Below are 19,143 nucleotides of genomic sequence, written 5' to 3'. Positions count from 1 at the left end.
TCGAAAAACGGATGCTACACAAACCGGAGGGCGCTGGGGCCAAACACCAAAAATCATATGGGTATCCAAAGCGCTTTGAGAGGAATCCCGACCATGGCGGTCAATCTCAAGCAATTGGCGGAGCTGCTCGGCCTGTCACAGACGACGGTCAGCCGGGCGCTGAACGGCTATCCGGAAGTCAACGCCGAAACCCGTCAGCGCGTGCTGCAGGCCGTGCGTGAGACCGGCTACAGGCCGAACCGCGCAGCGCAGCGATTGGCCACCGGCAAGGCCTATTCGATCGGCATGGTCATGCCGATCGCGCCCGGCATCGATTCCGACGTACATTTCGGCGAGTTTCTGGCAGGGCTGGCGGAAGAGGCGGTCAAGCACGACTTCCACTTCGTGCTCAATCCGAGCGCGCCGGAGGACGAGGAGGTGACCTTCCGGCGCCTGGCGGCCAGCGGCAATGTCGATGCGCTTTTCCTCGCCTATATGCGCGCCAACGACCCGCGCATCGCCATGCTGAAATCGCTCTCGATCCCCTTCGTCGTGCACGGCCGATCGATCGGCGAAAGCCGCGACTATCCGTTCCTCGACATCGACAATACGAGTGCCTTCTACGACGCGACACGGCTGCTTATACAGCTCGGACACCAGCGGATTGCGCTGATCAACGGGCCGGAATATCTGGCTTTTTCCATTCGCCGGAAAAAAGGCATGCTGCGGGCGCTCGCCGAACACGGCCTTTCGCTCGACGAGGCACTTGTCCAGCATTCGCTGATGACCGACGAGCACGGCTACCGCAGCATGCAGCCCTTCCTGCAGCACGCGCAGCCGCCGACGGCGGTGCTCTGTTCAAGTACGGTGCTGGCGCTTGGCGCTGTCAGGGCGATCAACCAGGCGGGCTTGAAAATCGGCGAAGACATTTCGCTGATCGCCCATGACGACGTCTTGCCGATGCTGAAGCCCGAAAATTTCAGCATCCCGCTGACAACGACACGCTCGTCGCTGCGGGCCGCCGGGGCGCGTATCGCCACACGGCTGATCGGCGGCATCCTGAAGCGCGGCGACTATCCGGAGCAGGAACTCTGGCGCGCCGAACTCATCGTGCGCGCCTCGACCGGACCTGCCCCGCAAAAATGAAAACGCGCCGCAATCGCGACGCGTCTCATCATCCCATATGAGCCAGGATCAAAAGCGCGGCGGCTTGCGGCCGGCCTTGCGATAGGCGGCAATCACGGTGTTGGCCATCAGCATGGCGATGGTCATCGGTCCGACGCCACCCGGCACCGGCGTGATCACGCCTGCAACCTCGGCGGCTTCCGCAAAGGCGACGTCGCCGACGAGTTTGGACTTGCCCTCACCCTTCTCCGGCGCTGGTACGCGGTTGATACCGACGTCGATGACCGTCGCGCCCGGCTTGACCCAGTCGGCCTTCACCATTTCGGGGCGGCCGACGGCGGCAACGAGGATATCGGCGTTGCGGCAGACGGCGGCAAGATCCTTGGTGCGCGAATGGGCGGTCGTCACCGTCGCGTTGGCGGCAAGCAGCAGCGCTGACATCGGCTTGCCGAACAGGTTCGAGCGGCCGATGACGACAGCGTTCAGACCGGAGAGATCGTCGCCATGGGTCTGGCGCACGAAGACCATGGCGCCGGCCGGCGTGCAGGAGACGAGACCTCCTTCGAGATCGCCGGTCGCAAGCTTGCCGGCATTGACGACGTGCAGGCCGTCGACGTCTTTTTCGGGTAGGATCGACTGGATGATCGGCTCGGAATTCAGATGTTTCGGCAGCGGAAGCTGCACGAGGATGCCGTGGATAGAGGGATCGGCGTTGAGCTTAGCCACGAGTGCAGCGAGCTCTTCCTGGGTCGTTGCCTCGGCCAAGGTGTGCTGGACCGACAGGAAACCGCACTCCTTGGCCATCTTGCTCTTGGAAGAAACATAAGCGTGGCTTGCCGGATCGTCGCCGACGATCACGACGGCGAGACCTGCGCGAACACCCGCATCCGTTTCGAGCGCACGGGTCGCGGCCTTCACGCTTTCGATCACCGAAGCGGCGACCTTCTTGCCATCAATCACAGTCGTCACGGCATGTTCCTCCTGGCTTCCTGTTCACGCGGCATACTCTAGTTCGCCTCAGAGAAGGCGATGGCCTCAACGCGCCCTATGCTGTCCCAAACGCATAAATGCAAGAGGCGACAACGAGGTTGGCTGCCGTTTCGAGTGCCCCGATGATATTTCCTCTCAAGACTGAGAGGTGCACGTGGTTTCGCCGAAAGCCGTGAGGTCTCAGCCTCACAAGACGTTCGCGAATCAAGCGTGCCTCTCCGCCCGACGTATCAACGGCGCGCGAGCTTCTGGCGGGAATAGTGCTCGACGCGAGACCTCAGCGCGCGAAGGCCTTCCTGGACCTTGGCGATGTCGGCGTCATCCTCGTCTACGGTCTGCGGCACAGGCTGAGCCGTGACAGGACCCGCCGTTGCGCTCCGGCGAGCAACGGCATAGGCAGCGTTCAGCGATTGCGCATGGTGCGCAGCCGGGCTGAACTGCGGCGGCAGCTCGAGCCTGGCCGAAGCCGGATCAGGCTGCGGCTGCTGGCGCCGCGTGGGCTCGGGGCCGCCATCGGGTTCCGGTGGCTCGGGCGCCTCATCGTCCTCGACCTTCCGGGTTGCGGGAAACAATCCGTTCAAGCTGCGATAGATGCCGAGCAGCACGCCGAGGCCGAGGCCGGCAAAGAAGCCCGCCATGGTGGCGGCGATCACGATGATCTTGCGGGAGGGCCCTTTTGCCTGCAGCGCCGGCTCGGCCTTGGAGATCACCCGGATGTTCTTCGCGGTCAGCTTTTCCTCTTCGCGCGTCTCGCCGGCGCGCTTCAGGAAGGATTCGTAGATCTCGCGGGTCGCCGCCGCTTTTCGCTGCAGCTCGCGCAACTCGACGAATTCGGCGGAGGAATCGATCTGGCGCGCCTTCTGGACGGCAAGCTGCTGCACGAGGTCCTGTTCCGTTCGCTGGGCGCGGTCAAGCTCGGTCCCCGCCGCAGCCGCGATGCGGCGCAACTCGTTGGCGATCTCCGAGCGCGACGACTCGAGTGCCTGCTGAACGGCGATGCGTTGCGGATGGCGGGGCCCGAGGCTCGCATCAAGGGCGCTCAGTTGCGCCCTGGTCGCCGCGTATTGCTTGCGCAGTTCGGAGAGCGCCAGCGAACTGATTTCCTCGGGGTAGGCGCCCGTCAGAACATCGGTGAGCTGCACCTTGCCGGACGCCTCGGCCTTGGCTTTCGCCTCGGCGATGCGATTGCGGGCCGCAGCGACCTGATCACTGAGGCTGAGGAGCTGCTTGTCGGCGATCAATTCGCCGCCGGCGCCGACAATGTCGTTGCTCGCCTTGTAATCCTCGACGGCCTTTTCGGCCGCGTCCAGTTCAGCCTTCAGTTCCTTGATACGCGCGTCGAGCGCAACCGTCGTCTTCTGGAAGAAGCCGGATTGCGCGGCGGTCTCCTCGCCGAGGAACGTGTCCACCAATCGGTTGGCAATCAGTGCCGACTTCTCGGGATCCCTGGTCTTCGCCTCAATGGTGACGATGAAGGTTTTCGGATCGCGCCAGACCTGAATTGCCTCGCCCAAGGTCTTCAGGACGCGCGCGGACGCGTCGCCACCAGCTCCCTTGCCGGCGAATTCCGGGTCCTTTTCCAGATCGAGACTGGCCGCGACCTTTTCCATAACCGTTCGCGAGCGCAACACTTCGAGCTGGCTGTCGACGATGGCGAGAATGCCTTCGGTTGCGAGCGATTGTTTCGACAGATCGGAATCCGTCAGCCGCACTTCGCGCGGATCGACGTAGAGCTTGCTTTCGGAAACGAAGACGCTGGGCGTCGACAACGCCAACAGGACGCCACCGACGGCGCCGAGCGCCGTGGTCGCGAGAATGATCTTGCGGAGCTGCCAGACCGCGCGCACCACGGTCTTGATATCCACGAGCGGGCGGTCACCTGCGGCTCGCCCGTCGGCTGTCACTCCCGGCGCAGCCCCCTCAGGCGGACTATCGGCAAGCCAGCGCGCAAACTTGCCACGCATGCCGCCGAGGCCGGGTTGGTTACGGGCGGCGGATGCCTTGGCTGTCGGCCGCACCGTTTCGTCGCGCGGGGGCTGACCTTTCGAACGGTTTTCGCGCCGCGCCGCTGATTGATTGGCTGATCCACCGGAACCGGACGGACGACCGAGCAAGGACGAGCCTGCACCCTGCGGGTCGGCGGTGCGCCTGTCTCGCGCACGCGCGGGATCGCGCGCGTCCTCTGCTGCAAAATCGAGCAACGATGCACGCGGAACCGGGCGTTTCTCGTCGTCGATGTTGAACATGACTGATCCCGCGGCTGCCGAAACGGCGAATTCCGAATAGTGAAGCCAACCTAAGGAAACATGGAAAACAAATCGTTAATTTCGGCGGGAAGTGACGGCGCGAACGGCGTGATCTCACGCCTTATTAAGCTTTCCCGCCTATGACGGAGGGACGAGCGCAATTCCAGGCGAACGCTTTGCGCGCCCTGCCCTTGGAAGTGTGAGATATCAAGGAGATAGAGCGTTTCCATCGGCATCGAGCGGGAACGCGCTACTGGAAATGTCGGCCGTGCCCCATCGCATCAAAGCGCTTTATCTCCGCCACCGGGCGCTCATCCACGCTTACCTCTCGATGACCGGAGGTTCGGCGGGCCGGCTCGTGCTGTCGCTCGTCTATTTCATCGCCGTTGCCAACACGCTCGCCATCGCCGATTTCGGGTTGTTCGCGACCGCGTCTGCCGCCGGCATCATGATATCGCGCGTGCTTGCCTTCGGCTTCATGTCGCCGCTCTATCGGGTCGCGACCGTAAAGCCGCTGCTTGTCGGCACCTATAGCGCCGGCTTCCTGGTCGGCGCCGTGCTGTCGCTGCCGTTGATCGCAATCATCTGCGCGATCACCTTCCTCGCCCTCTTTTCCCGCGACATGGCTGCCGGCACTTTTGCTGCCTTCATGTTGGCCGAGATCCTCTGCTGGCGCGGGCTGGAGACCGCCGTCATCGTGCTGAACGGTCTGGGTCGCTTCGGGCGCGGCGCCCTCCTCGTGGTGATCGGAACGGCGATCCGCACCGCCGCTGCCCTGTTCCTTGCGTTGCTCCCCTGGAAAACGCTCGAAGCCTGGTCCTACCTCTATCTGCTTGCGAATGCGCTCGGCCTTCTGGTGGCCCTTCTCTGGTTCTACCCGCCTGTCCGGCTGCGCTGGCAGCCACGGCTTTACTTCCGGCGCTGGGCGGATTCGGTGTCGGTCGCCGGCGCCGAGGTGCTCTTCTACATCCAATCGGAGTTCGACAAGATTGCGGTACTCGCCATTGGCGGGCCGGCGGTGTCCGGCCTCTATGCCATCCTGATGCGGCTGGCGGACCTGACGGCGCTACCGGTGCGGTCGTTCAACACCTTGCTCGTCCAGCGCATCATGCGAACGCCCGAGGCGATTGCTCGCTGGCGTGTCCGGCTCTCGATCGAACTCCTGGTGGCGCTTGCGTCCTTTGCCGCCATCGCGGCCATGGCATTCTATCTGTGGGTCTTTCCCGATGGCCTCGGGCGCAACGTGTCGGCAGCCGCGCCGATTGTCGCGATGATCGTGCTCGTGCCCTCGTTCCGCAACCTGATCGAGTACCACTCCGAACTGCTCTACGCGACCGGCCGCACTGTGCGGCGCATGCTGAACCTGTTGATTGCCGGCGTCGTCAAGGTGGGGCTGCTGGTTCTGTTGCTGCAGACGACGACCGATGTCGCGACCTGGGCGCCGGCGCTCAACGGGATCTTCCTGGTCCTCTACGCGCTCTCGTTCGGACTGACCTATTCGGCGCTCAGAAAGCCGACTGATCGGGTCATCTGAAGCAAGACAGATGCCTCAGGCCGCGAGTTCGAACACCGCCCGGCGAATATCGTCGAGATCGTGGCCGACGAAGGACTGCACGCCGATGCCGACCTGATGCGGCGCCATGTCCTTCAAGAACGCCCTGAGACCGGAGAGATCCTGCCGGTAGCTGTCTTCGAACCAGAGCACATGACAGAGCGCGGCATCAGAGGGAACATGACCTTCCCCGCCCAGCACCTCGTCGACGAAGCGCCCGTAGATCGTGCATTCGGAGAAGGCGCGGGTGCGGGTCATCGCCCTCACCCAGTTCCGACCGTGCAGCGTCTCGATGTGCTCGAGCAGCTTGCGGCTGGTATCGGTGCGCCACGCGATCAGCGTGTTGATATAGTCGTTGGCCGGCAACGTGTAGGGGCCGATCCCGAGAAGCCTGTCGGAATGGGCGAGCCATTCGAGATGGTTGGAGCGCATTTGCGCATTAATCGCCCCGTCCTTGCGGTAGAGCGTCAACCGCTCTCCCTGCCAGAGGCTGGCGGGATCGAAGGCGCGCAGGAAGACGACATCGGAATCGACGGCAAACATCGCCGCCTCGTCGATGTGGCGCGCGAGCACCAGGCGGCGAAGCTGTTGGGCATGCCAGCCACGCAGCGGCAGGCCAAAGGGACTGAGCCACAGCTTCCGGCGGCCGCCCGAAAGCGGGTCGGTGACGGGATGCAGCCACCAGGGCAGGAGATCGCGTTCGCTGATAACCTGGCGTCTGGAGCCCTCCAGTTGCCGGAAGAGCTTAACGTCGAAATCGGCAACCAGCAGATAGTGCTTCCAATCGCCCTGAAGCTTGCGGTCCATGCTTTCGCACATCAGCCGGCAGCGCTCGAAGTCATTGGCGTAGGACGCTGTGACAATGGCTGTGCGCATGGTCTGACCGTTCACGATGTTCCCGTCCGAAGGCTGGTGTCGGCGACGTTTTCCCGCGCCCGCCCCGACAGCTTGTGCCAGAGGACGTAAAACAGGAAAAGCGGGTTTCCGAGGACATAGCGACGCCACATGCGCCGCGGCTCGACCGCCAGGCGAAAGAACCATTCCAGCCGCATCCGGCGCAGGAACTTCGGCGCCCGCGGAAACGCCTCGGCGACGAAATCGAAGAGCGCGCCGACGGTAATGACCAGCCGGGCGTCCTGCGGCCCCACATGGGCATCGACCCATTTCTCCTGACCGGGGCTTCCCATCGCCACCAGCAGGATATCAGCATTCAGCGCCCGGACATCGGCAAGCACTTGCTCGGAGTGGTCACGATCGAAGAACCCGTCGGAAACGGGGAGGAACTCGTGCCATGGCGCGTGCCTGCGAAAATTCTCGGCCGCGCGCGCAAGCACCTTCGCACGGGCGCCGATCATCGCAACGCGCAGCGGCCGGTCGATGAAGGTCAGCAGCGCCGGCACGAAGTCCGTGCCGTTGAGATTGGCCGGGAACATGCTGCCGTAAAAGAGATAGGAAGCGATATCGACGCCGTGACCGTCGGGAAAGACGACCTGGCGACCGAGAACCTCGCGGTACTCGCCGTCGCGCATCATCAGGTTGGCATTGTTGGCGTTGAGGAAGGCGAGCGTTGTTTGCCCGCCCGGGCGCGACAGCGCGTCGGCCGCAAAGGCAAAGGCACTCCCCCAATCGAAATCGACCACCGGCATGCCCAGGATGAGGCGCCCGGACAGGGCGGCGTTCGCGCCGGTGGTCGTCTTGGTCACGACCGCCCCCCGTCATGGACCTTTAGCTCGGGCGGAACCGAGGGTGTCTCGGCCGAGGCACTCGGAGCGAGGCCGGCCAGCACATTGCGCATGACCCGCATCAGCTTCGCCTTCTGGGCGCGATGGAAGACCGAACCGTCAAGGCGTTGGCGGTCGCCGCCGCGCGCGCGGGTGACCTTGTCGACCAACAGGCGCGCGAACTCGGCCGGATCTTCGGCCGCGGCGCAATTCTCAGGAAGCGCCTCGATGCCGCGCAACGACGCCTGCGTCGCCACGGATGGCATGCCAAGCTCAAAGGTCTCGATGCTCTTCAGCTGGACGCCCGTACCGCCCCGGCTGACGAGCGGTATGACCGCACTTTCCGTGACGAAGGCGCGTGCATCAGGAACCCGTCCGACGAAGCGAACACCGGGATGGGAAACCGCCGGTATGCCATCCATCTGGCCGGCAATCGCGATCGAAAGATCCTGCGGCAGATGCGGTACGACCTCGGCGAGAAACCAGTCGAGCCCCAATCGGTTCGGCCGCCAGCTCCAGGTCCCGATCAAGCCGAGGTCCTGCTGGAGCTCGGCTGCTTCTGTCGGCACTACTGCCGCATCCCAACCGGTGACCAGCGGCAGCACGAAGGCCCGGTCGCTGACGGCGCGGCCGAAGCCGAAGCGATCGGCCTCCGCAAACGTCCAGACGGCCACCGCATTCTGCGCCAGTTGCTGCTCGTAGCGTTCGAGATACTGCGCCTCGCGCCGGAAAAGAAAGCGTTCGACCGTACCCTTGGCCCGCTCGGCATTCTCAAAGGCAGAATCCGCCTCGACATTGTGCGCGACATAGATCGACGGATGGGGGCGGAAAACCTGCTGGAAAGCGGCCGGCAGTTGCACCGAGTTGAGCACGAGACCGTCGAACGGAGCGAGGCTCTCGAGGATCGACTGAATCCGGCTCGACGACACCACCAGCATCTTGCCGGATGAGACGGTCGTGCGGTTGAGGAAGGCCGTCGCGAGCCAGCTCAACTTCTGCCACGTGCCAACCTTGGCATTGGTGACTTCCAGCTCGCCGAGAAGATGCATATCGCAATCGGGCGCGGGCACGCGTCCCGGCTGGAGAAAACCGATGACGCTGACGCGGTGACCGAGCGCGCGCAGACCGTCGAGCACAGCCCGGTTGGCAATGTCGAAACCGGACGCCGGATTGGCGACGGGAACGAGCGAAGAGACCAGGACCAGATGCATTTTGCCACGCGTCATGAATGGAACTGCGGCCTTCATTAGCAGCATGGGGTGAAGGAGCGCTTAAAGACCCCTTTCAAAATATGCCGCCAGGGTTCAGCATCTGTTTAGGAAGATTTGCTGTATTGCGACACAATTTTGCTTTTACAGGTTTCGCCATGACGACGACCGGCCAGGACATTTCCGTCTACTTCCGGACAGAGCTGGAAGACGCCGGCGACATCGAACTCGTCGTCGTGCTGCCGACGTTCCGTCGGCCGGACCATGTCGTCAAGACGCTGAAAACCATTGTTTCCCAAAGGCCTGACATCTCCTACGCCACGGTCGTCGTCGAAAACGATGCCGACGGGCTGGCCGGGGCTGCGGCGACCAAAGACTTCTTCCTGGGACATCCTTCGGATTCTGTCGTGATCGTCGCGCATCAGCGCGGAAACTGCCACGCCTACAATGCCGGCTGGGCGACGGCGCTCCAAACCTACCCGAACCTCAAGGCGATCGCGATAATCGACGACGACGAAGTGGCGGCGCCCGAATGGCTCGATTGCCTCATCGCGGCACAGGAAACGACCGGTGCCGATATGGTCGGCGGCCCGCAGCTTCCGGTTTTCGAAGGCGATGGCGGGCAGAAGTGGAAACGCCATCCGGTCTTCACGCCCCATTATGACGCGACCGGGCCGGTGCCCATCCTTTATTCCTCCGGCAACGTGCTCGTTACGCGTGGAGTGCTGGACGCGATGCCGCAACCCTTCCTGGATCCCGCCTTCAACTTCATCGGCGGCGGCGATGCGGATTTCTACAGCCGCTGCAAGGCGAAAGGGTTTTCCTTCGCCTGGGCAACCGACGCCTGGGTTGCCGAGACCGTGCCCGCCCGCCGCACCAGCGCATCCTGGATCAGGGCGCGCAGCCTCAGGAATGGCGCGATCTCGACGATGCTCGAACATCGGCGTGACCCGAGCTTCAAAGGCCGGCTCAGGACCTTCGGCAAATCGCTGGCGCTGCTTGGCGCATCGGTGCCGCGCGGGTTGGAACTGTGGAACAAGAGCGGGCTGGCAGCGGCCGGACTATACCACTTCTATGTGGCGATCGGCCGGCTGATGGCGGAACTCGGCCTCGTCAACGAGCAGTACCGCACCCCGGAAAAGAACTGACGGATACCGCCTCGTCGAGGGCAAGCGGCCGAGCGGAAACCCACCCGGGCGTCCCTTCCAACAATCATCAGTGTGCGCTGCTTGCCTTGACGGCGCCTTCAGGCAACTTGTCGCCGGCGACGTTGCCGTTCCTGTCGGTGATCGGGACCGGCTTTTGCCGCGGCACATTCTGGCTGTTGGCGACGCGTTTGACGTCTTCCTTGGTCAGATATTCGAGCTGCTCGACGAGCACCTCGGTAATCACCTCGTCGCCGAGCTTCTTGTTCAGGCCGTCCTTTACCGTCGTCTTGAAGGTGGGCAGGTCGAACGTACCGGTGTCGGCGATGTCGATGAATTTCGAACCGACGAGCAGATCGTAGAGCTCATCGGTAACCATCTGGCGCAGCGGCGCGCGAAGATTGTTGATCCCCTCCTTGGTGGCGGAGAAGGAAAGCTTGGTCAGGAAATAGCCCTGAACGGAACCATCCCGGATGACCGGAATGGTGATCATCTCACCGGGAACATATTGCTCCGATGCGCGCCGGGCAGCCTCGCCGTCCGGGACGGCGGGCGCGGAGGCGCTTTGCATCGAGAAGTAGACGGATCCGAGCGTGACCGCGCAGACCCAGACCCCGGTGAAAACGAGCTTCAGCATCAGAAATCGCTATAGCGGAACTGCGCTTCGGAATAGATGCCGTCCGCATCGGCATCCTGGGCGGCGGTCTTCAGGAGGTCGACGACGGCGCGAACGGCTTCGAGATGGGCCTCGACCTTCTGCGAATTGACCGACAGCTTTTCGCGCAGGTGCAGAGCATGCGAGGAGAAAGCCGAAGAGTTTTCGCCCGGCAGCATGTCACGGTGCAGCATCGTCAGTTCGTAGAGGCAACGGCTCTTGTGCGCGTTCGATGTCTTGATATCGAATTCCGGGTCGATGCCGATCCGGCTGTTCTCGTTGTCGAGGATCATTTCCAGGCGGCCGAGCACGTTCTGGATCCGGACGTCATTGGATGCCATGGCTTCCATGAATCAACTCCCAATTGGATCACGATGATTTCTGGTCGGATCGACCGGATTCTCAAGCGCGATCTATTCCTATGAATTAGAGCGAAATGCGGATGGAAAACTGCAAGCAGTTCCCCCACCCCGCCCTAGGCTTGCTTGTTCTTGTCGTTGTCGGTCGTAAAGCCGGTCAGCGTCTTGCGCTCGTATTCCTGCACGAGGCTTGCGGCGAGGTTTCGGCTGTTACCGTCCAGCGATGCCTGAACCCGATCGGTGCCTTCGGCGCCCGCGAGCTGTTCGGCAATGCCGATGCCACCGCTCTTGGAGATCACGTCGCCGATCTGCTCGGCCATCATGCTCTTCCAGATATCACCCGCATTGCCCTTGCCGAAAACGTTCTCGCTTTCGGTCGGCAGCATCGACTTCACGAAGTTCTGCAGCACCATGGCCTCGAACTTGCGATAGGTCTCCGGAATCTTCTTCTGTTCGACGCGGTTGTTGAGGTCGCCGAGCCCGCTCGAACCTTCCGGCGACAGATTGAGAACGTTGACGGCAGCGGCAAAGCCGTTGCCGTTTTCCGCCAGACTCGTCGCCTTGAACGCGGCACGGTTGGCCTTCAACCGCGCCTGCGCTTCCTGCACTTCGGTGGGGTCGGCGGCGCGCACGACATCCATCACCAGATCGCTGGGCGGAGAGATGGCCATGACGAATCCTCTCAAAATCGAGCCTGGGCATTGGTCGGCCCGGATCCGCTCCGCCATCGGAGCAAACCGGGAATGACGCACTATCGCCCGTCAAGCTTACGGGAAGCTGGCGCGTTGCCCGTAACGTGTTGATCGATCAGGTCGTAGATGGAATTGTCGGCCTCTTCGCGGTCCTCGGACTGGCGGGCCTCCTTCATGTTTTCCTCGAGCCGGTCGGCTTTCGCGCGCTCCCTCAGCATGCGCGCCTCGTGCGTTTGCTGGATGCCGTGCAGCATCTGGTCCTTCTGCACAAGCCGTCCGATCTGCGAGGAATAGTGGCCGGAGAACATGCGGTGCATCGGATGAGCCGAGCCCATGGCATCGACGACGACATCGATCGTCTCAGCCAGGACCTCGCGCTGCCGCACCATCTCGACGAAATCCGCCTCCGCCATCTGCTCCAGATGGCGTTGGACGGCGACCAGGCGCTTGAGCTTCTGCGAGCGGGTCTTCATGCGGCTATCCTCCCTGCATGACGAGCGCGAAACCGTCGCCGAACAGGCGCAGCATCGCAGCGATACCGAGATAGAGCAGGAACAAGCCGCCCATGATCAGATAGGGCTGCGAGATGAAGTAGATCGGGATCTGTGGCGCCAGCTTGTTCACCATGCCGATCGCCACGTTGAAAAGCAGGCCATAGATGATGAAGGGGCTCGCGAGCCTCAACATGATCATGAAGATCTGCGCCAGCGAATCCGTGAGCGTGATCAGCACACCCTGCGGATCGAAGGGAGTGCCGATCGGCATGGCCCGATAGGATTGAACGATCGCCTCGATCATCACATGATGGAAATCCAGCATGAACAGCACCATCAGGCCGGCGAAGCTGATCAAGCTGGTCACCTGGTTTTCGGGCGTATCTTCGATCACATCCGACGATGGCGGCGAGGCAAAGCCCATCAACATGGTGATCGCCGTTCCGGTGAACTGCAGTCCAAGGACATAGTAGCGGGCGACAAGGCCCATGACCGCGCCGACCGCCGTCTCGGCGGCGATCAAATAGATGTAGCTGTGCCCCTTGCCGGTTACCTGCGGATAGATGTCCGTCCACATGACCGGCAGGATCGCCATGGAAACCGCGACTGCAATGAACAGCCGCACCTGCATCGGAACGCGCGCGCTGGAGAACCCGGGCATGATCATGATGCAGCCGCCGATCCGGCAGAAGGCCGCAAACAGCGCCAGCACCGTGCCCTCCGGGTCGGTGATCATGAAATGGAGCCGATGATCTTGATCTCAAGGCCCTTGGCAAGCTCGACATGCGAGAGCACGGGCAAGGTGGCAAAGAGGCGCTCGATGATCATGCGCACATAAGAACGGGATTCGGGCGAACTTACCAGCACGAAGGGCATGCCGCGATCGAGATGTTCACGGATAACTTTCGTCGCCTGCTCGCTGAACTCTTCGAGGTGACGCGGATCGATGTCGAACTCGACGACCTCGCCCTTGGCGTCGCGCTTCAGCGCCTGGTGGAAGACCATGTCCCACTTGTTGCCGAGCCTGAGCACGCGCAGGACGCCGTTGTCGGCGAGGTCGCCGCAAAGCTGCTGCGACATGCGCACGCGCACATGCTCGACGATCTGCTCAGTCTTGCGTACATGCGGCGCGAGTTCGGCGACCGCTTCAAGGATCAGATGCAGGTTGCGGATCGAGACACGCTCGGCAAGCAGCAATTTCAACACCGCCTGCAGGCCCGAATAGGACATGTGCGAGGTGCAGATTTCGTCGGCGAGCTTGCGGTACTCCGGATCGAGCCGCTCGATCAGCACCTTGACGTCCTTATAGGAAAGCAGGTGCGGCAGGTTGTTGCGGATCACTTCGCTCAAATGCGTCAACACCACCGAGACGTTATCGATCGGATGGAAGCCTTCGCGCTTGAGGTCCTCGGTAAAGGTTTCGAGGATCGAGACCGCCGGCATGCCGAAGGCGGGTTCGCGGATCTCGTCGCCCGGAACACTCGGCCGGCGACCGCCGCCGGTGACCACCAGGACTTCGCCGACGCGCACCGTGTTGGACGCGATCGTCGTGCCGTGGATGCGGATGTGGTAGGCCTTGTCCGGAATGCTGATGTCGTCCGAAACCTTGATCTCCGGAATGACGAGGCCGTACTGGCCAGCAAACTTGCGGCGCATCTTGCCCACGCGGAAGGCGAGTTCCTGGTGTGCGCCAAGCAGGCGGGTCGAGACCTGCTTGCCGAGAAGCAGCTCGATCTCAGCGGTCTTCAGCACCGACTTGACCGAATCCTGCTCGCCTTCCTTGGTCTGCTGGACCTTGGCCGCCTCTTCGGCGCGACGCGCGGCATTGGCAGCCTCGATCTGGCGCGGCACGAGCCAGCTCAGGAACGCCATGCCGCCGCCGAGCACGGCGAAGGGCAGGAACGGCAGGCCGGGAACGACCGCTAGGAGAATGATAAGACCGGAGGCGACCATGAGCGCCTTCGGATAGCCGCCGAGCTGCCCGACGACCGCCTGGTCGGTGGAGCCGGCCGTGCCGCCGCGCGACACCAGAAGGCCGGCGGCGAGCGAGACGATGAGCGCCGGGATCTGCGAGACGAGACCGTCGCCGACCGATAGCTTGACGAAAACGTCGGCCGCTTCGCCGATCGGCATGCCATGACGCAGGTAACCGATGATGATGCCGCCGAAGATGTTGATCGCGGTGATGATCAGGCCGGCGATCGCATCGCCGCGCACGAATTTGGACGCACCGTCCATGGCGCCGTAGAAGGAGCTTTCTTCCTCGAGTTCACGCCGGCGGCGCTGTGCTTCCTTCTCGTCGATCAGGCCCGCCGACAGGTCGGCGTCGATCGACATCTGCTTGCCGGGGATCGCATCGAGGGTGAAGCGCGCGCCGACTTCGGCGATACGCGTCGCACCCTTGGTGATGACGATGAAGTTCACGGTGATGAGGATCAGGAAGACGATCAGACCGATGACAAAATCGCCGGACATGACGAGGCTGGCAAAGCCGGAAATGACGCCGCCGGCAGCGCCGTGGCCCTCGTGGCCGTGCGAAAGGATGACTCGGGTGGTGGCGATGTTCAAGGCCAGGCGCACCATGGTCGAGATCAGCAGGATGGTCGGGAACGAGGAGAACTCGAGCGGACGCTGGATCCACAGCGAGACCATCAGGATCAGCACGGAAAAGGCGATCGAGAACGCGAGCCCCATGTCGATCAGGAAGGGCGGGATGGGCAGGAAGAGGATCGACAGGATCGCGACGATCCCGAGCGCGAAGCCGACGTCCCGGCCCTTCGGTGCTACTTTCGGGATGATCAGCGCTGCTTGCTGTGCCATGTCTCTTCCGTCTCATCATGAGATCAAGGCAGCATTCACACGCGCTGCCCCACTATAGAGACGGAGATAGCGACCCAAGCTTGCGCGAGGGTTTCATGCCGCTGCATGCGAACAAGCTTTAAAGCTGCGGCTTCAGAAACCGGATTGGATGCGCGAGAAGATGATGTCGGTGAAGATCGAAATCTGGGCGCCGATAAAGGGCGCGGACACGGCAACCGTGATCATGACGGCAAGGATCTTCGGGACGAAGGTCAGCGTCATTTCCTGGACCTGGGTCAGCGCCTGAATGAAGGCGATGACGACGCCGACAACCATGGCGGCGAGAACGGCGGGCCCTGAGGCCACGATCACGGTCCAGATCGCGGCCTGTACAATATCGAGGGCATCCGCCTCATTCATGGAGTTATCACTTCACCTTGACGCCCGGGCCGATAACAAGCTCCTTGCCGTTATCCAGCACCGCAATGATTCCGTCAGAGTATAGTTTCACTTCCTTAACCACGCCAGTGGTCTTGCCGTCTTCGCTGGTGACGGTGCGCCCGATGACGGCGTCCGCCTCGCTCAGCGACGTGCGCTGCAGCAGGCTTTCAAGGTTCTTGTTGGTCTTGATCGTCTGCTCCACCTGCGAGAAGGTCGCAAGCTGGGCGATCTGCTGCGTCGCATCCATCGGCTGCGTCGGATCCTGATTCTTCATCTGGGCGACGAGCAGCTTCAGGAAGCTCTCGTAGTTGAGCGATGCCTTGGCGGCGTCGCCGCCCGAATCCTGGGCCGAAACATTCGGGGTGTAGCCGTTGTTGCTGACGCCGCTTACCGCCATGGTGCGATCTCCTTGCGAATCTGCTCGACTGTTGCCGGCGTGATTTCCTGCGTGTTGAGAATGCGGTCTTCGATTGCATAGAGGCCGCGGATCGCCTTGAGCGCTTCGAAGGCGCGGCCGTTGGTCACCAGCCCGTCGACGCGCTTCAGCTCGGCAAGGATCTCTTCGTTCTTGAAGCAGTTGAGCAGCATGACGATCGACTTGCGGAACATCGCGGTCGATTGCTCGGCGCCTTCCGGATTGATGAGGATCATCTGCGCGATGAAATAGAGCTGCTTCAGCGGCGTCGTTGCGTCTTCGGGCTGCAGCACGTGGTTTTCGAGCAGGAACGTCACATCGTTCAGGAACTCGACCGCGACCTTCCGGTCCACGCGCAGCACCGCGCCGTTTACAAAAATCCGTTCGCCCGACTTCAGCGAGATACGCAGTGTGCTCTTCATTTCAGTCCATCCCTGATGATGGTGGTAATGTCAATTATGCCCTGGAAGTTGGAGGATTCGCGTTTGCGGATCTTTTCCGTCTCGTTGAGTATCCAGATGGCGATCGAAATCAGATTGGCGCGCAGCTCTTCGTTCAGCTGGTTCTCCGGTGCACGCAGATCCTCGATGAAACGGATCCACAGGCGCCGGGTAAAGTAGATGGCCTCGATGGCCTCTCTCGAATACCCTTTCTGCTGTTTCGCTGCTTCCATGAGCGCGATCGAGCGATCGAGTACCTGCCGTTCTCGATTCTTGGAGTCGGCGACGCCGTCCTCCATGATCTCGGCATAGGAAAATTGGTACATTCAGACATCCTTCATGTTTGTCCGGCTCCTCACACTAGAGGAAATTGAGCAAGCTCATCTGCTGTAGTCGCGACGTTAGTGTATAGGACGTTTCCAACTGCACCTTGAGCGTGTTGATCCGGGTCGATGTCTCGATCGGATCGATGCCTTCGAGGTCGGCGACATGCGTGTTGACCAGCTTGAGCTGCGCGTCGATCGAGGTGTTCGCCTTCTTCACCCGCGATTCCGAAATACCGAGCTGGCTGCGCTCTGCATTGAGGCCGGCGATGCCCTGCTCTGCATACTGCAACGCCTCGACACCGATCGCCGCCCGCACCTCGGGGGTCACGTTCTTGTCCATCAGCTCGGCCGTGATTACGCTTGCCATGGCGAACATGCGGAAGCCGTTGGTATTGGCGTTGGTCGAGCTTTCGATGACTTCGCTGGCGCTGATCCGGCTCGTCATGTTCTGGCTGGATGCGTCCGACCAATTTGCATCCCAGCCCGTACCGGTGAACATCGGCTCGACCGTATTCTTGATGAAGTCCTGCATCTGGGTGACGGTGATCTGGTCGTCGGACGTGATGCTGTTGGCGGTCTTGAACGCCGTAAACGCAGCGTCGAAGGCAGTCTTTGCCGCCGACGTAGCGGTGTAGTCGGCGAGAGGCTTGGCGTCGGTATTGATGCCCGAAAACAGGAACTCGCCGTTGAAGGACGTGTTTGCGGCGGCAGTGAAGGTCTGCAGCGCGCCCAAGATCTCGGTCTTCTGGATCTTAAGCTGGCTCGCGGCATCGTTGCCCTTGTAGGTAACGAGCGTGTCGCGCACCTTTTCGGCCGCTTTCGCCATCGTTTCCAGCGCACCCTGCGAGCCGGAGAGGCGCTGGGTTACGACCGAGTTGGTGCTCTTCATCGAGTTCAGCCGGTCGATCTCGCGCTGAAGGTTGAGCGAGCGCGACGCCGTCGCACCAAGCGTCAAGCCGACGTCGTAGTGCCGACCCGTCGTCTGCTCCTGGGTCGCCTTCAGCAGATCCATCTGGTTCTGCTGAATCGTCATGCGCATGGCGGTCTGGATCGCCAGATTAGAAACGTAGGACGTCTTCATGATTACCTCACAGCTTCCATCAAGGCCGCCATCATGGCGTCCACGGTACTCACCAGCTTGGCCGATGCTTTGTAGGATTGTTCGAGATCGAGCAGCAGCGACAGTTCCTCGTCAATGCTGACCCCGGTCTGCTTGCTGAGCGCTTCCTGGGTGCGCGACAGCATAGCGCGCTTGTTGTCGTCGGCGGTCGATGCCGTCTTTCGGGTCTGCTCCAGCCAGCCGACCGACCCGGTCGCGAAGTTCAGCAGGCTGCTGGTTCCGTCGAGACCGGTCGACGGGTCGAACGTCATGTTCTCGCCCATCTTGTTGATGAAGCCGTCGAGAAGGCCCGTGTAGCCGGGGCTCGGATTTGCCGCACCGCCAGGGTTCGACACAACGCCGTTGAAGCCGCCGTCACGCAAAAGAAGCGGGTTGGCCTTGGCCAGAGCGTTGACGGTGATCTTCGATGCCAGTCCGGGAACGACGGTGCCGGCAGCCGGCACACCCGCGCTTCCCCAGGTAAAGAGGCCCGGTTGGTAGGGAACCGGCGGCACCCCGCTGGGGTTGCCTTCCTTGAAAAGCTCGACGAGACCACGGGCGATCTCGTCCAGCTGCGACTGGAACTTCGGCCCAATGTCGTCGCGCAGCTGCACGAGGCTCGCAAGCTTGCCCTTGGCGGTCGTATCTGCGCCACTTCCAGGGGCGATCGGTACGCCGTCGACGAAGATCTTGTTGCCGGTGACGGTGGCGTCATAGGTCGTTGTCGGCGCGAACGTCACCTGGCGCGGAATGTTCTCGAAAAGCACCGTGCCGTCGGTGGTGAAGATCACCGTATCGTTGTTGCCGCGCGTAACGGTGGAGATGCCGACGATCTCCGAAATCTGCTTCAGGATCTTGTCGCGCTGGTCAAGCGCATCGTTCGCATCGCCACCGGATGCAGTCGCCGACTTGACCTCGTTGTTCACCCGCTCGAAGTCCGCAAGCAGGCTGTTCAGCTTGTCGACCTCAAGAGCGATTTCCTTGTCGGCATCTTCGCGCATGTTCTGCACGGTGCCAGAGGTCTTGTTCAGGGAATCGGCAAGGTCCTGGGCGCTGGTGACCGCTGCCGCCGCAATCGTCTTGTTGCCCGGGGTCGAGGCCAGCGTCTGCAGGCTGTTGCGAAACTCCGACAGCAGCTTTGACGGCGCAGTCTCGTAGTTGTTACCGCCGAGAGCCGATTTCAGGAGTTCCAGGCCATCGCGAAGCCGCGCCTGGCCGGAGGCTTCGCCGATGCTGGCGATGCTCTGCTTGAGCAGCGCCTCGTTCTGTGCCCGGTAGATGGATACGACCTGCGCGCCGTTGCCGGTGCTGCCCAAGAGGGCAAGGCGACGCGAATAATCCGCATTGCCCGCATTCGCGATGTTCTTCGACACGATCGCGGTCTGTTGCGCCGTGTTGCTGAAGGCCTGCTGTGCGATGGATATTGCGGAGGACAGCGACATGACGCGGACCGTATC

At 62.1% G+C, this 19,143-nt stretch carries 20 protein-coding genes; 3 read left to right on the top strand and 17 right to left on the bottom strand.

Going from position 1 to position 19,143, the window contains the following annotated elements:
- Positions 1–93 precede the first annotated feature (93 nt).
- Positions 94–1,125 carry a substrate-binding domain-containing protein gene (locus IB263_RS03140; protein WP_034800775.1) on the top strand — a complete coding sequence of 344 codons (1,032 nt, stop codon included), beginning with the start codon at positions 94–96 and terminating at the stop codon, positions 1,123–1,125.
- Between the two features lie 48 nt (positions 1,126–1,173).
- On the opposite strand, the gene folD is transcribed toward IB263_RS03140, so the two are convergent.
- Together folD and IB263_RS03130 are read right to left on the bottom strand one after the other, a co-directional pair.
- On the bottom strand, positions 1,174–2,073 hold the full coding sequence (folD, locus tag IB263_RS03135; RefSeq protein ID WP_034800773.1) for a bifunctional methylenetetrahydrofolate dehydrogenase/methenyltetrahydrofolate cyclohydrolase FolD: 900 nt from the start codon (positions 2,071–2,073) through the stop codon (positions 1,174–1,176).
- A gap of 251 nt (positions 2,074–2,324) precedes the next feature.
- Entirely contained in the window at positions 2,325–4,340 is a 2,016-nt protein-coding gene (locus IB263_RS03130) for a GumC family protein (protein WP_192437576.1), read from the bottom strand.
- 259 nt (positions 4,341–4,599) lie between these two features.
- Here IB263_RS03130 and IB263_RS03125 point away from each other — a divergent pair, with 259 nt between their 5' ends.
- On the top strand, positions 4,600–5,874 hold the full coding sequence (locus IB263_RS03125; RefSeq protein WP_060516517.1) for a lipopolysaccharide biosynthesis protein: 1,275 nt from the start codon (positions 4,600–4,602) through the stop codon (positions 5,872–5,874).
- A gap of 15 nt (positions 5,875–5,889) precedes the next feature.
- On the opposite strand, the gene IB263_RS03120 is transcribed toward IB263_RS03125, so the two are convergent.
- From IB263_RS03120 to IB263_RS03110, 3 genes are read right to left on the bottom strand one after another with little or no spacing between them, the layout of a single operon-like run.
- Positions 5,890–6,768: a DUF6492 family protein gene (locus tag IB263_RS03120; protein WP_060584341.1), complete on the bottom strand. Its 879-nt coding sequence runs from the start codon at positions 6,766–6,768 to the stop codon at positions 5,890–5,892.
- An 11-nt stretch (positions 6,769–6,779) separates the two neighbouring features.
- On the bottom strand, positions 6,780–7,595 hold the full coding sequence (locus IB263_RS03115) for a WecB/TagA/CpsF family glycosyltransferase (RefSeq protein WP_034800768.1): 816 nt from the start codon (positions 7,593–7,595) through the stop codon (positions 6,780–6,782).
- Entirely contained in the window at positions 7,592–8,839 is a 1,248-nt protein-coding gene (locus IB263_RS03110; protein ID WP_234824383.1) for a glycosyltransferase family 4 protein, read from the bottom strand. Before IB263_RS03110 ends, IB263_RS03115 begins: the two co-directional genes overlap by 4 nt.
- 140 nt (positions 8,840–8,979) lie before the next feature.
- Between IB263_RS03110 and IB263_RS03105 the strand changes: the two genes are divergently transcribed.
- A complete protein-coding gene (locus IB263_RS03105; RefSeq protein ID WP_192437574.1) occupies positions 8,980–9,969 on the top strand; it encodes a glycosyltransferase family 2 protein in 990 nt (329 codons plus the stop codon).
- A 67-nt stretch (positions 9,970–10,036) separates the two neighbouring features.
- Here IB263_RS03105 and IB263_RS03100 read toward each other — a convergent pair whose 3' ends face one another.
- From IB263_RS03100 to flgK, 12 genes are all read right to left on the bottom strand, one after another.
- On the bottom strand, positions 10,037–10,603 hold the full coding sequence (locus IB263_RS03100; RefSeq protein WP_060601879.1) for a hypothetical protein: 567 nt from the start codon (positions 10,601–10,603) through the stop codon (positions 10,037–10,039).
- The gene (locus IB263_RS03095) at positions 10,603–10,971 is read right to left on the bottom strand and encodes a hypothetical protein (RefSeq protein ID WP_034800762.1); all 369 of its coding nucleotides are present in this window, start codon (positions 10,969–10,971) and stop codon (positions 10,603–10,605) included. The genes IB263_RS03100 and IB263_RS03095 overlap by 1 nt, the downstream gene beginning before the upstream one ends.
- A gap of 125 nt (positions 10,972–11,096) precedes the next feature.
- Entirely contained in the window at positions 11,097–11,651 is a 555-nt protein-coding gene (locus IB263_RS03090) for a rod-binding protein (protein ID WP_034800760.1), read from the bottom strand.
- 80 nt (positions 11,652–11,731) lie between these two features.
- Complete coding sequence (locus tag IB263_RS03085; RefSeq protein WP_060516519.1) at positions 11,732–12,145, bottom strand: hypothetical protein; 414 nt, start codon at positions 12,143–12,145, stop codon at positions 11,732–11,734.
- A 4-nt stretch (positions 12,146–12,149) separates the two neighbouring features.
- A complete protein-coding gene (gene fliR, locus IB263_RS03080) occupies positions 12,150–12,902 on the bottom strand; it encodes a flagellar biosynthetic protein FliR (protein WP_034800756.1) in 753 nt (250 codons plus the stop codon).
- Positions 12,899–14,986 (bottom strand): flagellar biosynthesis protein FlhA, encoded by a 2,088-nt coding sequence (gene flhA / locus IB263_RS03075; protein ID WP_034800753.1) that lies wholly within the window; start codon positions 14,984–14,986, stop codon positions 12,899–12,901. The genes fliR and flhA overlap by 4 nt, the downstream gene beginning before the upstream one ends.
- Positions 14,987–15,118: 132 nt before the next feature.
- A complete protein-coding gene (gene fliQ / locus IB263_RS03070) occupies positions 15,119–15,385 on the bottom strand; it encodes a flagellar biosynthesis protein FliQ (protein ID WP_034800750.1) in 267 nt (88 codons plus the stop codon).
- A gap of 7 nt (positions 15,386–15,392) precedes the next feature.
- Positions 15,393–15,803, bottom strand: a complete 411-nt coding sequence (flgD, locus tag IB263_RS03065) for a flagellar hook assembly protein FlgD (protein ID WP_034800748.1) — start codon at positions 15,801–15,803, stop codon at positions 15,393–15,395.
- Entirely contained in the window at positions 15,794–16,243 is a 450-nt protein-coding gene (flbT, locus tag IB263_RS03060) for a flagellar biosynthesis repressor FlbT (protein ID WP_034800746.1), read from the bottom strand. Before flbT ends, flgD begins: the two co-directional genes overlap by 10 nt.
- Entirely contained in the window at positions 16,240–16,587 is a 348-nt protein-coding gene (gene flaF, locus IB263_RS03055; RefSeq protein WP_034800744.1) for a flagellar biosynthesis regulator FlaF, read from the bottom strand. The genes flbT and flaF overlap by 4 nt, the downstream gene beginning before the upstream one ends.
- A 34-nt stretch (positions 16,588–16,621) precedes the next feature.
- Complete coding sequence (locus IB263_RS03050) at positions 16,622–17,668, bottom strand: flagellar hook-associated family protein (RefSeq protein WP_060516522.1); 1,047 nt, start codon at positions 17,666–17,668, stop codon at positions 16,622–16,624.
- A 2-nt stretch (positions 17,669–17,670) separates the two neighbouring features.
- Entirely contained in the window at positions 17,671–19,128 is a 1,458-nt protein-coding gene (gene flgK / locus IB263_RS03045) for a flagellar hook-associated protein FlgK (RefSeq protein ID WP_113554008.1), read from the bottom strand.
- Between the last annotated feature and the right edge of the window lie 15 nt (positions 19,129–19,143).

Source organism: Ensifer sp. ENS03 (assembly GCF_014852035.1).
Lineage (GTDB): Bacteria > Pseudomonadota > Alphaproteobacteria > Rhizobiales > Rhizobiaceae > Ensifer > Ensifer adhaerens.
The sequence above is the reverse complement of the archived record's forward strand: the minus strand, read 5'-3'. Positions and strand labels throughout refer to the sequence as shown.

Coding starts and splice junctions, on each gene's coding strand:
- IB263_RS03140 (WP_034800775.1), top strand. CDS start 94: ATGGCGGTCAATCTCAAGCAATTGGCGGAGCTGCTCGGCCTGTCACAG.
- IB263_RS03130 (WP_192437576.1), bottom strand. CDS start 4,340: ATGTTCAACATCGACGACGAGAAACGCCCGGTTCCGCGTGCATCGTTG.
- IB263_RS03125 (WP_060516517.1), top strand. CDS start 4,600: ATGTCGGCCGTGCCCCATCGCATCAAAGCGCTTTATCTCCGCCACCGG.
- IB263_RS03120 (WP_060584341.1), bottom strand. CDS start 6,768: ATGCGCACAGCCATTGTCACAGCGTCCTACGCCAATGACTTCGAGCGC.
- IB263_RS03110 (WP_234824383.1), bottom strand. CDS start 8,839: ATGACGCGTGGCAAAATGCATCTGGTCCTGGTCTCTTCGCTCGTTCCC.
- IB263_RS03105 (WP_192437574.1), top strand. CDS start 8,980: ATGACGACGACCGGCCAGGACATTTCCGTCTACTTCCGGACAGAGCTG.
- IB263_RS03100 (WP_060601879.1), bottom strand. CDS start 10,603: ATGCTGAAGCTCGTTTTCACCGGGGTCTGGGTCTGCGCGGTCACGCTC.
- IB263_RS03095 (WP_034800762.1), bottom strand. CDS start 10,971: ATGGAAGCCATGGCATCCAATGACGTCCGGATCCAGAACGTGCTCGGC.
- IB263_RS03090 (WP_034800760.1), bottom strand. CDS start 11,651: ATGGCCATCTCTCCGCCCAGCGATCTGGTGATGGATGTCGTGCGCGCC.
- IB263_RS03085 (WP_060516519.1), bottom strand. CDS start 12,145: ATGAAGACCCGCTCGCAGAAGCTCAAGCGCCTGGTCGCCGTCCAACGC.
- fliR (WP_034800756.1), bottom strand. CDS start 12,902: ATGATCACCGACCCGGAGGGCACGGTGCTGGCGCTGTTTGCGGCCTTC.
- flhA (WP_034800753.1), bottom strand. CDS start 14,986: ATGGCACAGCAAGCAGCGCTGATCATCCCGAAAGTAGCACCGAAGGGC.
- fliQ (WP_034800750.1), bottom strand. CDS start 15,385: ATGAATGAGGCGGATGCCCTCGATATTGTACAGGCCGCGATCTGGACC.
- flgD (WP_034800748.1), bottom strand. CDS start 15,803: ATGGCGGTAAGCGGCGTCAGCAACAACGGCTACACCCCGAATGTTTCG.
- flbT (WP_034800746.1), bottom strand. CDS start 16,243: ATGAAGAGCACACTGCGTATCTCGCTGAAGTCGGGCGAACGGATTTTT.
- flaF (WP_034800744.1), bottom strand. CDS start 16,587: ATGTACCAATTTTCCTATGCCGAGATCATGGAGGACGGCGTCGCCGAC.
- IB263_RS03050 (WP_060516522.1), bottom strand. CDS start 17,668: ATGAAGACGTCCTACGTTTCTAATCTGGCGATCCAGACCGCCATGCGC.
- flgK (WP_113554008.1), bottom strand. CDS start 19,128: ATGTCGCTGTCCTCCGCAATATCCATCGCACAGCAGGCCTTCAGCAAC.